We start from the raw sequence: 16221 nt of genomic DNA on the forward strand, positions 1-16221 counted from the left end.
TTTTTTAGACTACCTGAGGGGCAGCTTTTGGCCGTTCTCTGCCGATCTTGGTTACAAGCGTGAGGGTAAAATCCGGTGCAATTGGTGGTCAGAAAGAATGCAAATGACTGGTCAGGTCGAATGCAACCGGGTGTTCAAGTGGAGTGCAATTTCGCACAAAAGACTCCGACTGCCACTTCGGGCTTCAAATGAGCATTCCACCCAGTGTTCCGAATATGGATGTGCTTGCGAGATGCTATGCGTTGAATCTTGGACCGATTTTCCATTTCGTCATGCCAGTGGGCATAAATCAACAGCCCTTCAATCGCTGAAATGTTCTGGAGAGACGGGCGTCCTCTCTCGAATATCGGGGACCCCAGCGTGAGCATAAATGTATGCCCAGGGTGCGCTGCTTGCAGTCGGGCTAACCGCTCACGATGATCGCGCTGTTGGTTGCGTACCGACACTGCTTGACGGTGCGTCATGCCAATGTAATGCGTAACCCAACGAGTATCGACTTGGGAGACGATGGCATAAAAATAAGCCGTTTGGTCCTCCTGTATCGGTTGTTTAAACAGGTCTGCATGAGCAATGGGTGGCGTCCATTGAATGTCCGCAATCAGATCAAAGTAATCAGGCCAAGCTGCGCCGAAATTCGTACCGCTCATAAGAACAAGATCCCAATCATCAACATTGGAGGTGCAACTCCAAAAAGTTTCGCAGAACTTGCGCCGGCGACTCTCGCCAACGCCTGGACTCACGTTCCACTCATGCGTGGGACAGAATCCGCGCGTCAGCTCCCAAGCGTGGCTTGGGCGAGCGAAAAGAGTCACAGCATTATCAACTGCACCAAGCGCATATCGGCTAGCAGCTAGTGTTTCTTTAGCCGCACGCCCTTCATGATCCCCAGGGCACTAAGTCAAACGTGATGGCCCTGGCGAATGCATTCCCGTAACGGCCATGACGAAATACGCCGCAGCCGACCTATTTCGTCGCGTCTCAGATCGATCATGCTAAGCGAGACAGAGGCAACTATCGCGTGCACTTCGAACATTGATGCATGATTGATGGCCATCTACTGAGGATCCTTCTTTGCCCGCCAACAAAAGCCGTGAAACCTTGAGCCGTCAGTGGCAGCTACTGAAGTTGCTGCCCCAACAGGGGAGCGGAGCCAGCAGCAGTGAGCTGCGGCAGCGACTCGCGGACGCTGGTCACCCAACGACCAAGCGCACGGTCGAGCGCGATCTGGATGAGCTATCCAGCATATTTGCACTGCAACGCAATGAGAAGAGCGTGCCATTCGGTTGGACCTGGACGCCCCCCACCAGCTTGGAGTTAACGGCAATCAGCCTGAGCGATGCGCTGACGTTGCGGCTTGCTGAAGAGAGTCTGCGACCATTGATCCCTAGTTACATGCTCGCCGCGCTTGCGCCTAGGTTCCAGCAGGCTGAACGCAAGCTTGCGGCGCTGGAAGGACGCAACTCCGCTGCAAGCTGGCCGACCAAGGTCGCCAGCGTACAACCGGCAATCACTTTGCAGGCGCCAGAGGTGGAGGCTCAGTGTCTGGAGAACATCCAGTACGCCTTGCTGGACCAGCAAAAAGTCAGGTGCAGCTATTACTCCGCCCATCGAGACAAGACCAGTCAACTGACCCTCAATCCGCTCGGTCTGGTGCAAAGAGGGACAGTAACTTATGTGATTGCAACGGCCGACCCGTATGAAGATGTCCGTCAGTTCGCAGTCCACCGATTAAGACAAGTCGAGCGACTACCAGTGACCTCACTGTTGCCCGCCGGTTTCGATTTGCAAACCTACATCTCCACCGGCGCTATGCAGTTTGGTGATGAGCAATGCCCCATTGAACTCAAGGCATGGGTCTCCCCCGGCCTCGCCCGGTTGCTCCGGGAGACGCCGCTGTCCACCGATATGCGCCTGTGCCCAGAAGAGGATGGCGCTTTGTTGCTGGCCACCGTTCAAAACAGCTGGGAACTGGAGTGGTGGATCCTGTCCCACACGGGCTCCATTGTCATTCAGGCACCACTGGTCTTGCGCCAGCGGATTATCGAACGACTTGGGCGCGGCCTTGAGCTTTATCGCTAGCCGACAAACAGGAGACAACTATGGGGTTTGATGCGCAACACTTTCGCAATGCTCGGCACGTCGTGGTGTTTACCGGCGCGGGGATATCGGCTGAGAGTGGCATTCCAACTTTTCGCGATGCTCTGAGCGGCCTCTGGGAACGCTTTGACCCAGCCGAGCTGGCGACGTCGCGCGCCTTTCGCAAAGATCCTGCGCTGGTCTGGGGCTGGTACGAGTGGCGCCGGTCGAAAGTCTTGCACGCACACCCCAATGCAGCCCATCTGGCTATTGCAGAACTGGCTAGGCACGTTCCCAACCTCACCGTCGTGACCCAAAACGTCGACGATCTACATGAGCGTGGTGGTAGTCACAACATTGTTCACTTACATGGGAGCTTAAACACCCCTCGGTGCTTCGCCTGCGCGCGCCCTTACACCTTAAGCACCGGCATGCTGGACGAGCCCGAAGCGGGTCGCTGCCTCGAACCTCCGCGATGCTTACGCTGCAACGGGAAGATACGGCCGGGTGTCGTCTGGTTTGGCGAGTCTTTGCCCGAGGCGGCATGGCGCGCCGCAATCGCCGCCGTCAGCGAATGCGACCTGTTGTTGTCCGTTGGCACCTCTGGGGTGGTGCAGCCTGCCGCTACAATTCCGCAAATGGCGTTAGAACGCGGCGCGATTGTGTTGCATGTGAATGTGCAACCTACTCAGACGCGGCATGAGCGGGAGTTTAGCGTCGCGGGACCAGCCGCCAAGGTGCTGCCAGAGTTACTACACGAAGCATTTGGTTAACCTGAGTAGGCATCGGCATTGGCAGTGACGTTAGGGCGAGGGCAGTGGCTAACGCCACCAAACCCGCAGCCTCTTCATGCTGACACAACGGCAGGATCTGAATCAGCCGCCGGGTTGCGTAAACCTGATTTGCCGTAAACGACGCCGGTTTACGCTCAATCTGGTTTACGGACCCGCAATGTATCGGGGGAGTCGAACCACTGTGCGCATAACACGGCTTCGGTTAAACCGCCGGACGACTGCCCCGGCGTGGCGCGGCCACCGGCCCGCACCCGGCCCTGTGTTTGATCCCGCCCCCCGCCGACTGATAGCCTAACCCCACAGGCCATTCCCCAACACCGAGGCTCGATGCGGTGACCGACACCCAGTTGTTGGCGACACTCCAGGCGGAGAACGCGCGTTTGATTGCCTTGCTCGACGCGCACGGCATCGATTGGCAACCGCCTGTCGAACCTGTGCTGATCCCCCTGGCGCCCGTTGATCCGTCGTCCGCCCTGGACACCCGCAGCAAGGTCGCCCTCTTTCGGAGCTTGTTCAGAGGCCGTACCGACATCTACCCGCTGCGCTGGGAAAGCAACAGCGGCAAGTCCGGTTATGCGCCCGCCTGCGCGAATGAGTGGCGTCCGGGGATCTGCGAGAAACCCAGGATTAAATGCGCCGACTGCCACCAGCGCCAACTGCTGGCCGTGACCGACGACGTCATCTTTCGCCATCTGGCGGGCGCAGTTGTCGTCGGTGTCTATCCCCTGCTGAAGGACGATACCTGCTACTTTCTGGCCGCCGACTTCGACGAGGCCGAATGGCGCGACGATGCCCGTGCGTTCGCAGAGTCCTGCCATACGCTGGGCGTACCGGTCGCCTTGGAAGTCTCCCGCTCGGGCAACGGCGCGCATGCCTGGATCTTCTTCGAGGACAAGGTGCTGGCCAGCGATGCGCGCCGTCTCGGCGCGGCCATCATCAGTCATGCCTGTGAACGCACGCGGCAATTGTCGCTCAGTTCCTACGACCGGTTGTTTCCCAACCAGGACACCCTGCCCAAAGGCGGCTTTGGCAACTTGATCGCCTTGCCGCTGCAAAAACGCGCCAGGGCCCAGCATCACAGCGTGTTTGTCGACGATGCGCTGGAGCCCTATGCCGATCAGTGGGCGTTCCTCGCCACCCTCCAACGCATGAACCCCGAGCGCCTCCACCCCGTCATTACTCAGGCCATGGGCAACCGCGACCCCGTCGCCATTGCCTACGTTGATGAAGACGAAGGTGCCCAGCCATGGAAAGCCCCCTCGCCTCGATCACAAAAGCTCAACGGCCCGATGCCGGCCACCCTGAGCATCACCCTGGCGAATCTGATCTACTTCGAAAAAGCCCAGCTGCCTCAACCCTTGGTCAACCAATTGATCCGCCTCGCGGCGTTTCCAGAATCCCGAGTTTTATAAAGCGCAGGCCCTACGCCTGTCGGTGTGGAACAAACCCAGGGTGATTGGCTGCGCACAGAATTTCCCCCAACATATTGCCTTGCCCCGTGGCTGCTGGGACGCGGTGCAGGCGTTGCTGGCGCAGTACCAGATCACGCCATTGGTGGAAGACGAGCGTTTCGCGGGCCATCCGTTGGATGTCAGTTTCCTCGGCACGCTGCGTCCTGACCAGGAAACGGCCGTCACCGCCATGCAAGCGCATGACACCGGTATCCTCTGCGCGCCGACAGCGTTCGGTAAAACCGTGAGTGCCGCCGCGCTGATTGCCAGGCGGCGTGTGAACACCTTGGTGTTGGTGCACCGGACCGAGCTGCTCCGGCAGTGGCAAGAACGCTTGCAGGCGTTCCTCGGCGTCGGCAAAGAAGTCGTCGGCACCTTGGGCGGCGGCAAGCCCAAGCTCACCGGCCAGATCGATATCGCCGTCATGCAATCGCTGTCGCGCCAGGGCGAGATCAGTGACCTCGTGAAAAATTACGGGCAGATCATCATCGACGAATGCCATCACCTGTCGGCGGTGTCTTTCGAAGCCCTGTTGCGCAGTTCGCCCGCGCGTTACGTGCTGGGGCTGACGGCGACCCCGATCCGCCGCGATGGGCAGCAGCCCATCATTTTCATGCAGTGCGGACCGATCCGCCATACCGCCGCGCGCCCGGCCAGCGCCCCTCACGACTTGTCCGTGAGCCCTCGCATGCTGTCCGGCCCAATCCTCGTCCCCGAGGGTGCGGGCATCCAGGAGGTATTCAGGCGACTGGCCGCTGATGCACAACGCACGGCCACCATCGTTTCTGCGGTGGTGCAGGCTTACCGGCAAGGCCGAAAGGTACTGGTACTGACCCAACGCACCGAGCATGTGGAGACGCTAGACGTCGCGCTCAGGGAGCAGGTCGCGAATCTGTTTACCCTGCATGGCCGCCTGCCCAAGAAACAGCGGACGTCGCTGATCAGCGCCTTGGAATCTTTGCCCGAAGCCGCCCCTCGGGTGCTCCTGGCCACCGGTACGCTCATCGGCGAGGGCTTTGACCACCCACCGCTGGACACCCTGGTGCTGGCCATGCCCATTTCCTGGCGAGGCATCCTTCAGCAATACGCCGGGCGCCTGCATCGAGCGCACGCCGCCAAGGCCGACATCCAGGTGATCGACTTCGTGGACGAGGGCCAGGTCGCCTTGCTGCGGATGTGGGAAAAGCGCAAGGCCGGCTACAAGGCGATGGGGTATCGGCTGAACGATGCGTCGGCCACGATGGCACTGCTCTAGCCTGTGTGGGGATGTCCCCCGGGCACTATGCGCCAAAGGGACACCGTCCACTGGGCCACGGGCTCAAACAGGCGGCGCGGCGAGAAATCCGGCGCCCATGATACGGTTTGCGACAAGGGTTCGCCCTGCTGACGGAGGACTGCGCCGATGCTCGAAAAGTACGACCGGGCCAAGCTGCTCGATGAGGTGTGGACGGACGCCGTCACGGTGGTCGCGCCGCGTTACCAACTGTCCGACGTGGGGCTTCAGAAACTCTGTCGCCGCCTTCAGATCCCCACGCCACCCCGAGGTTATTGGACCCGGCTCAAAGCCGGCAAGCCGGTTGCGCCACGTCCAACGCTGCGGGAATACATCGGGCACCCGATGCACCTGTTTCGCACCACCGCACCGCCTGTACCGCCGGCGCCACAGCCGATGGATGAGCGGCTGGCCGTGCTACTGGTTTTCGAGCGCGACCCGGCCAATCACATCGTCGTCCCTGACCACATCCGCCACTGGCATCCGCTGGTCGTCGCGGCGCAGCAATCGCTGAAAAAGCCGGTGATTGATCAACGCGAGATGCCCAGCACACGACGTCCCGCGCTGAGCATTTCGGTGTCGCCAGCGCAGCAAGCACGCGCCTTAAAAATCGCCGACGTGCTGCTCAAAGCGTTCGAGGCCCGAGGATACCCGGTTGAGCAGGGCCAACACGACGTGGACATCTGCATGCTCGGCAGGCGTTACCACCTGCGGCTCTTTGAGGCCTGCACCAAAGCCACCTACACGCCCACCGCTAAGCAGCTGGCGGACCAGGCCAAGGGCGCTGGGAGCTATTGGCCCACGTCGCACTATGTCCCCACCGGTCGCCTTCAAGTCCTGATCAACGAGGGGTACGCCGGCAAGGTGATGGACTCGGATCGGTTACCCGTCGAGGCACAACTCAACAAACTGTTGGAGCAGATGGCGACCAAGGCGGTCGAATCCTTAGTCAACGCTGAACGTCAGGCCGTCATCGATGCCCAACGCCAGCAGCGGCGTGAGGCGGCCTTGGAACGCAAGCGCTTGCAGGACAGCGAAAGGCAACGACTGGGTCAGCTTGAAACGGACGCGCACAATTGGCGACGTGCACAGGCGATACGTGAATATCTGGATGCGCTGGAGCAAACGCTGGATGCACGCGGGTCGGTAGCGGATCAGCAGGCATTTATCCAGTGGGGCCGTGCCAAAGCCGCGTGGCTGGATCCTCTGCTCCCCGAGGTCGTGGATATACTGGACGAAGAGATCAAGGTCCCTTTTTAGCGAGCAGCCCCATGACCGACTTGCCAACAGACTCGCCCCGCACCAATAAGAATGGCCACAAGAACGGCCACACGTTCCGCCAGTTGATGGCGTTAAAGGCCCAGCATCAGACGGAGAAAAGCGAAGCGCTGCTAGCGTGGAAGCGGTGGTACGCCGCCCTGGATGAGGAGCAAAAAGCCGCCGTGGATGAACGCACCCGTGTGCGCTGCCAGGCCATCGCGGCGCAATTTGGCCCGTCTCGGCGATACCGACCGCTCAGCTAGCCCCGAGCGTCAGGGCATGACGCCATGAGGTTGAGCGGCAGACAAACCCCGTTGCACGCGCCCCCTCTTAAGTGGTGCTCTTCTTGGCTGTATGCCCCCAGCGTGATCGGTCATCCCTCTCGCCTGCGCCCAGGAAAAGTGGTCGCGAGGTCTCGGGGGAGAACGGCCCATCGAATGAGCCTTCGCGCCCCCCATCACCGGCCCCCAGCATCAACCCCTCTGCCAGCGCCCGACCTGTTTGCCACAGGATCGCTCATGTCGACTCTTGACCCCGTCCAGAGTGGACACCATGCTGGTCATAGAGACGCCACACCGGAGCGACGAACAATGCTGACCACCCTGCTGACCTTATGGACACTGCTGATTTTGACCACAGGGTTTTCGGTGTACGACCAGTTGAATTTTAAACTCCCGTGGTTTGGCGGGCGTCGCTCCTCCGCGCACCTGCTCCATTGCCTGTGGTTAGGCCTGTTGATGGGCGCCCTGTGTTCGGGCGTGTTGTACAGCCTGGCATGGGTCAGCCACTACCTGGCCCAAGGCTTCTACGAGCCGCTGCTCGCAACGTTAAATGGGTATCTCAGCACGCATGGCCTGACTAGCGTCTTCCTCCCATTACCGCCCCTGTTTGTTGTCTGGCTGTCCGTGAGCCTGGTGATCGCGTTCCTCGCCGCCCCTTGGATTGGAACGCTGGCAAGGCGCCGTTACCTGTTCTAGCCATCGGGCCTAGCCCATCACGCCACGTCCGGTCATTGCGACTCTTGGCATGGCGTCGCCAGTGCGCGATTGCGCATGCCTCTGGCCGTCCCTGCCTTTCTCTGCCTCACCCTAAGCACGGCCTCCACGCCAGTCTCACGACCTAAGGGTTATGAACGCGGGAAAAATGAGTCTTCCCACGGCACGAAATACTACCGTTCGTCTGAATTTATGACGAAATTGACATTTGTTTTCGAGACATTTAATTGCCGAAATAGCATCCTAACTCATTGATTCTAAAAGACTGTCAACTCAGCAAACATTAATTTAAACCACTTTGTCAATACCATTGACATTACCTACAAAACACGATCTAGACTTGCTGAAAAAGAATTTCTATGCTGGGTGAAAATCCATTCCAGGACACCCCTCATGAAGCCACTCAGCGCCTTCGAAAACAGTCGGACAGTCGAGCCCAGTCGTACCCTTAAAAAGGGAAAGTACGGCAAACACATCGTGCATTTCCCATCGCTAAAAAATCGCAAGGTGGTGGTGTGCGAAAGCGAACTCGAAGCTGATTTTTGCATCTGGCTCGAATACGCAGAAAACGTTGTCGAATACGCTCCGCAGCCCGGCACCTTCTCGTTTGCACTCGAAGGCGTTCCCACCCGCTACACACCCGACTTTCAGATCACCTACGACACGGGCGAGATTCGGTACATTGAGGTCAAGCCAGACCACATCTTCGAGGATGCGGGTTATCTTCGAAAAATCGACGAATTCAAACGAATTGCAGCACAGCACGGATACAGTTTTGCCTTGGTCACGGAGCGAGATATTCGTGTCCAACCCAAGCTAAGAAATCTCCAAAATCTGTACAACCGCCTGCACTTGGTCACCGACGTCGAGGTCGCGTACGCACTCGACAGTCTGAAAGGCGCGCCAAGCGGCATGACCCTTCGCACGCTGTTGTCCAGGCCGTCTCCACCGTCCATGAAGTCCATCGCCAGGTGTGTGTTTACCCGATTGATTTCGACCAATCTGGACCACCTGCCATTCACCCTTGACTCGCGAATTACGTATGGCTTGGTAGCGGACCTACCCCATGCATAAAGTCACTACGAATGAACGTTACCGCCTGAACGGGGCAGAGTTTGAGGTGGTTGCTACCGACCTGAAGCGTGTCCAACTGGCAGGCGTCTCCAGTCAGCGTCAGATGTCGTTCACCCACCTCCAAGTGGATGATCTGATTCGCAAAGGTGACTTGGTCAGATCCCAATGCGCGCCCATCGATATATCCAAGGCCCCGATTCTCCTGAACATGAGTCAGGCGGAGCGAGCGACTCATGATCGAAAAGTCGCGTACGTCGTCAGCGCCCTTAATGCGCTTGGCAATACCTTGCCTCGCGAAGCGACCCACGCATTTATTGTGGACCATGCGCGGGAACACAATGACCCATCACCGCCGAGCTATTCTACTTTGTATGCTTGGACTAAAAAGTATCGGCAAGGTGGCGATAGCCCTCTGGCACTCATCAAAAACAAACATCACCGCCTGGCGCGCGGTAAACAGCTAAGCGATCAAACACATGAGATGGTGCATAACATCATTGATGAACACTATTTGATCCGGGAAAGACCCAGCGGACAACTGGTGTTTAATCTGCTCATTAATCAAATCCATAAAGATAATGAGCACCGGTCCGTTCACGACCAAATTGCGCTGCCCTCAAGGGCTACGTTCTACCGCATGCTCGCAAGCATTGATCCCTTTAAATGTGACGTGCTGCGTGAAGGTCGCGCCTACGCGGAAAAGAAAAACAGTTACGGCAGAAGTATCCAGAAACCCAAGCATCTGTTTCAACGGATCGAAGCGGATACCCAAATGATGGACGTGATCGTTGTAGATGACGACGGGAACGTCCGAGGAAGACCCTATCTGACCGCATTCATGGAATGCAGAAGCAGGATGATCATCGGGTGGGAGTTGTCTATGACCCCGCCGTGTGCGGCTAAAACGATGAAAGCCCTAAAAATGTCGCTCGTCAGTACGAACCCTATTGCTGGGAAGGGAGAGGTTTATTACATCGATAATGGAGGCGAGTTCCTCAACGACTCCTTCTTCAACTTCTTCAGCAGTTACGGCTCCAAAGTATTGCCGCTGCCCCCAGCCAAGCCCAATCAAAAAGGATTCATCGAACGTTTTTTCTCGACCCTGAATATGGGACTTGTCCATTTTATGAAGGGGACGACCAAATCAAACCCGACGGCCAGACGTGATTACGACGCTGAACGTCATGCCTGTTTGACTGTAGAGGACGTGAGGTCGCTGTTTGAGCGTTGGCTGGAGGAATATTACCACCAGCGCCCTCATGAAGGGATCCGCACAGCACCGGCGGTGGTGTTTGCCAAGGCATTAGAAGGCGAACTGCCTCCCGATACTTATTCGCTTCAGCAGTTGGATATCACCTGCCGAAAGACTAAGGCGCGAGCAATTTCCAACGGAAGGGTAAAAATGCTCCACCTCAGTTGGTACGGCCCTGGACTGCCACGGTTGGACGCCAAGGCCCGTAAACTCGGATGTAAACCACTCGTGCATTTCGATGAATCTGATTTATCTACCGTGTGGCTATCCATTCCCCAGGAACCGGGGATTATGGTTCAGGCCGACGCTGTAGACCCTGATTATCAGAATGGTCTTACCCTCTATGAACATCAACTGGCTTGCGCGGCGGTAGACAAGCAAGGCGAAGCCTTTAACAAAACAAAGGCTGCGCGTGCACTTGCGGAAATCTATCTTTCACTGAGCGAGCTACAACACGGAAAATCTCAAAAAAAAGGACGCTCCCACAAATCAACCCGAGTTTCAGAACCCAAAAAAGACATTGGCCAGTTACAAACTGATCCTAATACAGCTGCCCACCCTCCCTCAAATTTCATTATGGATCAATCCATCGCAGAGATCGATGATGACCTAGAATCTTTTACATTAGAGTAAATTACATGTCACCAGAAATACAAAACAAGCTAACTGAGTTCTCAAAACATATTGTCGCCCACGGCTATTACAAAGACGCCGTGGATCAAATACTGAAAAGCATTCACACCACCGCAGCCAGAAGAGAGCCTGCCTCTACCTTACTCACTGGCCCTTCCGGTGTAGGAAAATCGACCGTTTGTAAGTACGTGATGCAAAAGATTGGCGCTAAACAAGAGATCGAAACGGAATGGGGAATCGTACAAACAGTTCCCGCATTTTATTGCGGCCTCCCCGCAGGCACGACACTAAAATCATTAACCATTAGCATGCTGGCGCAGCTTGGATGCGATCAATTGAATGGTGACGCCACCACCCTACTGTACCGATTAATGACCCTGTTAAAGACGTGCAAGACCCAAGTAATACTCTTGGACGAATTTGATCATTTACTCGCCAAGGGGGCCGAAAAAACTAAGATTCTTGTCTGCAACTGGGTCAAAACACTTATGAATGAAACCCTCATTCCCGTGGTTTTAGCGGGGATGCCAGAATGCCAGTCGATTGTTGATGAACACCCCCAACTGGCGCGAAGGTATCCGTTTCGCGCAAACTTACGGCCTTTGGAATTCGCCTCTAACGATAGCCAATCGGATTATTTGAAAACGTTAAAGTCGTTCGGCGCGCAAATTAATCGTATTGGGGCGTTCTCAGACTCTATTTACCTCACTGACCAAACGATCTCAGCAAGGATCTATGCAGCCACCGGTGGCAATATGAACTCATTGAGGCAGTTGTTACACGAAGCTTTCAGCTTGGCGCTTACACGAAACATCGGCGTCTTCTCTGAACAGGACCTGGTCAATTCTTATGGCTGTCAAATCCTGGAAGGTTCACTGATTAAACACGGTAATCCTTTCACCATGGCGCCCCAAGAGATACGCAGCATCATTTCGAGGAGTGTTCGATGACGACACTCAGCTTCGTCCCCCGTGCTCGCGATGAAGAAAGCCCTAGGAGTGTGCTCGTGCGAGCCGCTCACCTGAACGGCTTTAGATCTGTGGCCAAGATGGCCGCAGCGCTGTACGGTGAAAACAATGCACGTCCTCTTGAATGGCAATTAATTGATTCCAGTATGGCAAAGCTATTCGCGGCTTTGGATAAGAGGACACGACTCCCGTTGCCGTTTTACCGACGATCATCACAAGTGACACGAGGTGCACCGTTACTCATCAATAACATCGCCATTCCGCTAAACCTCCTGAGAACGAAAGACCATGCTGTTTGCCCCGAGTGTTTAGCAGACGGCTGGCAGCGATACATTCAAGATATTAATTTGGTAGATGAATGCCCTTATCACCAATGTCGCTACATCATGATCTGCCCCTCTTGCGACCAGAACCTCACCTGGACAGACTGCAATGGGGCGGTGTGCCAATGTGGGTTTGACCTGAGCACTTGTCAAAAGCAACCGAGTTCGTCTCCATTCTCCCTACAGTTGCTTTCAATTTTACACAATCAAGACCAAGCAAAATTCGGTGTATTCTTAGACAATCTCAAAGCCCTCCGTTATTCCTCGGCTCTCCAATTTTCTGAAAAACAAGAATTGCTCGAACTGGCGTTAGCCATTGCGATGCATGACAAGCGAAGCATCGAAATCGCGGTATCGAAATCCATCGCCCATTACACTCACGCTCCGGCTCTATTTTTTGTTGCTCCTTGGTTGCTGTCCAAAGATGAAGAAATCAAGACCACTGCCCTCGGTCTGTTGGCTAATGACGTCACCGCACCCACCCAAGATGAAAACAATAAAAATAGGCCACCACTATGGCTGCTTCGTGATGAGTTTGAAGCCATTGGCATCAACCAACCAAAGCTTCGTTCGCTTACAAAAATAGGCCTGATCACGAAAGTGAAAGTCAAAACCAATACGCCTCACCAATATTACTCAGCCGATTGGGCATCCGTGCAAAACTGGCTAACTTTATCGGGTTCTCCAACCCTGGTTATTACCTCACCGTCGCACCTAGACATAGAACAGGCTGCCCTTTATCTAGATGTTTATCCGGAGGTAGTTCGTCGTGCAGTCCGAGCCAATTTCATGGCATCCAACACAAAAACCGGAAAATCAGGAAAACTGCTGCTCTGTAAAAATGAAGTCACAGCCTTTCACCAAAAATACATTTTTGTCGGTCCGCTCGCAAAATCATTGGGAAGCCCAAACACAACGCTTACAGCAAGGCTGATGAGTGTAGGCATTAAACCGATCTCCGGACCTGCCATTGATGGGAGTTTGGTAGCTATTTACCAACGCTCCACACTGGATACGAATAAAATAGCCCAAGCGCTCGCGGCAGTAACGTACTCACACAAAGCAGGACGAAAACTCCATATGCTGCAACCCAATGACACCCATATCAGCTCCACCGATACTGCGAAAATCCTAGGCATGGAGGTTCAACGATTAAAGTATTTGGAGCGAGCTGGCCTACTTAGAGAAGAAACACCTAGTCAATTCTTAAGTGAAAACCGCCGTTACTTCACCAAAAATTCAGTGTTTTTAACACAAAAAGTCTTGAGCAACTCCATCACCATCGAAGATGCCAGTACTCAGCTTGACATCTTGATAGGCCCATTAACACGCCGTTTCATAAAAAGCGGGTTTATAAAACCACTTTTACTTGGCAAAAAGACGCTTATCACCAACGATGATGTGGAAGTTATGCGTGAAAACCTGACGCATTACTGTAGCTGCGATCAGCTTGATAAATATTTGAGCGCGCCCACTGGACATGCAGCGAATCTAATTTCCACTGGTCGCATCTTTACTGCCCCACCTGAAGAATCAGGAATCAGCACGGTCCGACTGATCAGATGGGCGCAAGTAAAAAACTGAGACACCCTTCAATAGATCTCTCTAGTTCCGTCTCACATCCTACCTCACTCTGGCGTGCCCCTCGAAACCGAGGGCATTGACGCTTGCCAATCAGTACCTATAATAGCTAATCAACTTGTACTATTTCGCTATACAACTAGAGGTTTCGCACTTGAATTTTTCGCCGAGAAAATTCATTCTTTAATGAGACAACACTCAAAGAATTTACTTTTTAATGAGATTAAAATTTAGATCTTATGAGACAACCCTGTTCATCCCCAAGCATTCCGGGCAATGCAATTCAGGCTTTATTGAGACTCCATGGAGCTCGCCGCGATTTGATGATTGCAATCTGAATCGTTGAATCGAAAAAGCAAAAGCCCCGATCTGATCGGGGCTTTTTTATTGGAAAATGAATATCCATTTTCATCCCTACGCGATAACGCTAAAACTCCTACAGCACTTACAGCTGCTTCCGCATTGATGCCCATTCAAAGCACCTCTAAGCTCCATTGCAGGTGCCTAAGAAACGCCCAACGTAGAAAGCTTGGCCAATCACTCAGATCCGCAATCACCTTTAGGTGATTTGTCGTTCGGGTGTGTGATGGCTTTGCTCGTTGGGATTTCTTAAGTCCTCTCTACGTTGGGTTCAGGCCCTCCAAAATCTAAACGTAGAGGTAATGGATATGCCTAAACATGATCGATCCCACGCTCTCGAAATTCTGGAGATCAGCTATGTCTGATCCCTTCTCGGTAATGGCCTTCTCCCGACACAACCTCGTCCTCCATGCCCTCCTCCTGGAAAACCAAGCATGGTTCTGCGCTCGCGATTTTGGTCGACTGATGGGTTTTCATCTGAGTGATCGGATGGTCAGTAAACTCGACGAAGATCAGCGGCATACGTTGTTGATTGAGTACCACGGGCAACCGGAAAAACGGTTGATGCTCAGCGAGTCCGGTGTGTATGCATTGTTGGTTTATCACTACGCGCCGGGGAATCGGTTGTTGCGCGAGTGGCTGACTCATCAAGTGGTGCCGGCCTTGCGCGATGCGGGGCCGTCGAAGAATGCGGATCGACCGATGTTGAGTTTGTTGGATTGGCCGGAGATGTCGTTGAGCCTGTTGCATTGGCAGGATGAAGGCTGGATTCGGCTGCGGGACATGCCTTATCTATTGCTAAATCGAACGCGAAGGCGCGTTCCAGCGGTTAAGCCTTGGTGGCGTAAGGTCGTGGAGGCGCTTCACTCTTCGAAGCATTCGGTCGGTTAGACCTTGTAGGATCGACAGAAAGAAGCGTCGTAGTTCGCCGTAGGAATTTTCGTAGACAGTCCACTCAGTATCCTCCGAGGGTTTTCAACCCTCGGAGATGTTATGAGCGTAAAGAAGAAAGAAAGCGACTGGAGCGCTCTTGAGATTAGGGTCAATAGCCTTGGCGCATCGCTCAATCAGCGTTCAATTACTTCCAACCGCTGCTTCAGCCTCTCATTCACCAACGCCCCGTGCACTCCAGAATGAATTTCCCGATGACAACTTGGGCATACAGCCCCCACATAGCGTGGGTGATCTAACCCACCATCTGAGAGCCGGTTGACGTGATGCGGCTCTAGGTAGGGCGTGCCATCCTTTTTCATAAAAGGGGCCGGCCTCTCACAGCTCTCGCATGCACCATCAGCGCGCATCAGCACATAGTGCGCAACCTTACGGCTGCGCTGATAGATCTTACGAGGAGCAGATTGCCCTAACTCATCACTGCCAGGTTTGCATGCAGCCAGCGCAGCCAACCGCGCAGCAGCCAAAGAGCCGGGAAGGTCAGCCTTATCCTCATCCTCTTCTTCAGCCTCAATCACTCCACTAGGAATACCCACAGGGACTAGCCGAAAAACAATCGCCGTCCGAGCCTGGCCGTTCACATCCGGCTGGGTTCGCTGAAACATGTCGGCGCAAGAAAACTCGCCCACGTATGCGTAGCCATTACCTTTGCCGCGGGACTTAAACAAGTGCAGCGCTCGGCCATCATTGGCATGCTCAGCAATGGCTCGGTTGCCTCGAGTCAAAGTCATCGGCCCGCGTTGTCCTTGACCGGTATAAAAGAAGGCGCCGTCTTCCCAATGGTCGGCATACCCGTATTGCTCACCGCTATCGCCCGTGAACAAAAAAATCGCAGGGTAGGTAGCGGACGCTGCAATGCCGTTTTGCAGGCTTCCACCGAACGGTCCATTGATCTCAGTTTTTCGGTCGTAAACAGCCCCCGGCGTGAACTGCAATACAGGCGCGCCCTCCCCACGCGGTAACTCCACAATAGTGAAGCCTCGCTTTTCTAGGTAACTGTTGGTCGGATGTCCACCGGAGAACTCGCCTACGGCAATACCGGTCGCCAAAGAGACGATTTTCTTCGCCGGATACAGTTCACCGCCCCCGTGAACCGCATAACGGTGAGCTAGGTTGTTTTCCCAGCCTTGCCACTCACGCCTACTCCGAAATTTATGATCAAACTCCAGCATCGCTTTGTCTATTCGTTCCTTCGAAACCGCTTTGATCGCCACGAGCGCTGCCCTTTAT

General features: G+C 54.9%; 12 protein-coding genes and 1 pseudogene. 11 read left to right on the top strand and 2 right to left on the bottom strand.

Features of this window, described 5'->3' with window-relative positions:
• Window positions 1-134: 134 nt before the first annotated feature.
• Window positions 135-740, bottom strand: coding sequence for a hypothetical protein (locus ACYZT5_RS17180; RefSeq protein WP_462052108.1), 606 nt, complete (start codon window positions 738-740; stop codon window positions 135-137).
• Window positions 741-1071: 331 nt separating this feature from the next.
• Here ACYZT5_RS17180 and ACYZT5_RS17185 point away from each other — a divergent pair, with 331 nt between their 5' ends.
• The 11 genes and pseudogenes from ACYZT5_RS17185 to ACYZT5_RS17235 all read left to right on the top strand — a co-directional run bounded on the left by ACYZT5_RS17185 (window position 1072) and on the right by ACYZT5_RS17235 (window position 14931).
• Entirely contained in the window at window positions 1072-2079 is a 1008-nt protein-coding gene (locus tag ACYZT5_RS17185; RefSeq protein ID WP_462052109.1) for a helix-turn-helix transcriptional regulator, read from the top strand.
• Window positions 2080-2099: 20 nt separating this feature from the next.
• Window positions 2100-2849: an SIR2 family NAD-dependent protein deacylase gene (locus tag ACYZT5_RS17190; RefSeq protein ID WP_462052110.1), complete on the top strand. Its 750-nt coding sequence runs from the start codon at window positions 2100-2102 to the stop codon at window positions 2847-2849.
• Window positions 2850-3202: 353 nt separating this feature from the next.
• Window positions 3203-5576 (top strand): annotated as a pseudogene (locus ACYZT5_RS17195) (TOTE conflict system archaeo-eukaryotic primase domain-containing protein).
• Window positions 5577-5723: 147 nt separating this feature from the next.
• Window positions 5724-6854 (top strand): hypothetical protein, encoded by a 1131-nt coding sequence (locus ACYZT5_RS17200; RefSeq protein ID WP_462052111.1) that lies wholly within the window; start codon window positions 5724-5726, stop codon window positions 6852-6854.
• An 11-nt stretch (window positions 6855-6865) separates the two neighbouring features.
• Window positions 6866-7117: a hypothetical protein gene (locus ACYZT5_RS17205; RefSeq protein WP_462052112.1), complete on the top strand. Its 252-nt coding sequence runs from the start codon at window positions 6866-6868 to the stop codon at window positions 7115-7117.
• Window positions 7118-7444: 327 nt separating this feature from the next.
• Window positions 7445-7831, top strand: coding sequence for a hypothetical protein (locus tag ACYZT5_RS17210; RefSeq protein WP_462052113.1), 387 nt, complete (start codon window positions 7445-7447; stop codon window positions 7829-7831).
• A gap of 411 nt (window positions 7832-8242) precedes the next feature.
• Window positions 8243-8923: a TnsA endonuclease N-terminal domain-containing protein gene (locus ACYZT5_RS17215; protein ID WP_462052114.1), complete on the top strand. Its 681-nt coding sequence runs from the start codon at window positions 8243-8245 to the stop codon at window positions 8921-8923.
• The gene (locus ACYZT5_RS17220; protein WP_462052115.1) at window positions 8916-10808 is read left to right on the top strand and encodes a hypothetical protein; all 1893 of its coding nucleotides are present in this window, start codon (window positions 8916-8918) and stop codon (window positions 10806-10808) included. The genes ACYZT5_RS17215 and ACYZT5_RS17220 overlap by 8 nt, the downstream gene beginning before the upstream one ends.
• A gap of 5 nt (window positions 10809-10813) precedes the next feature.
• Complete coding sequence (locus ACYZT5_RS17225; RefSeq protein ID WP_462052116.1) at window positions 10814-11758, top strand: TniB family NTP-binding protein; 945 nt, start codon at window positions 10814-10816, stop codon at window positions 11756-11758.
• Window positions 11755-13683, top strand: coding sequence for a TniQ family protein (locus ACYZT5_RS17230; protein WP_462052117.1), 1929 nt, complete (start codon window positions 11755-11757; stop codon window positions 13681-13683). The genes ACYZT5_RS17225 and ACYZT5_RS17230 overlap by 4 nt, the downstream gene beginning before the upstream one ends.
• Before the next feature lie 714 nt (window positions 13684-14397).
• Window positions 14398-14931: a BRO-N domain-containing protein gene (locus tag ACYZT5_RS17235; RefSeq protein ID WP_462052118.1), complete on the top strand. Its 534-nt coding sequence runs from the start codon at window positions 14398-14400 to the stop codon at window positions 14929-14931.
• Window positions 14932-15107: 176 nt separating this feature from the next.
• Here ACYZT5_RS17235 and ACYZT5_RS17240 read toward each other — a convergent pair whose 3' ends face one another.
• Entirely contained in the window at window positions 15108-16205 is a 1098-nt protein-coding gene (locus tag ACYZT5_RS17240) for an HNH endonuclease (protein WP_462052119.1), read from the bottom strand.
• Between the last annotated feature and the right edge of the window lie 16 nt (window positions 16206-16221).

The sequence above is a fragment of the Pseudomonas sp. LB3P14 genome (assembly GCF_054898045.1).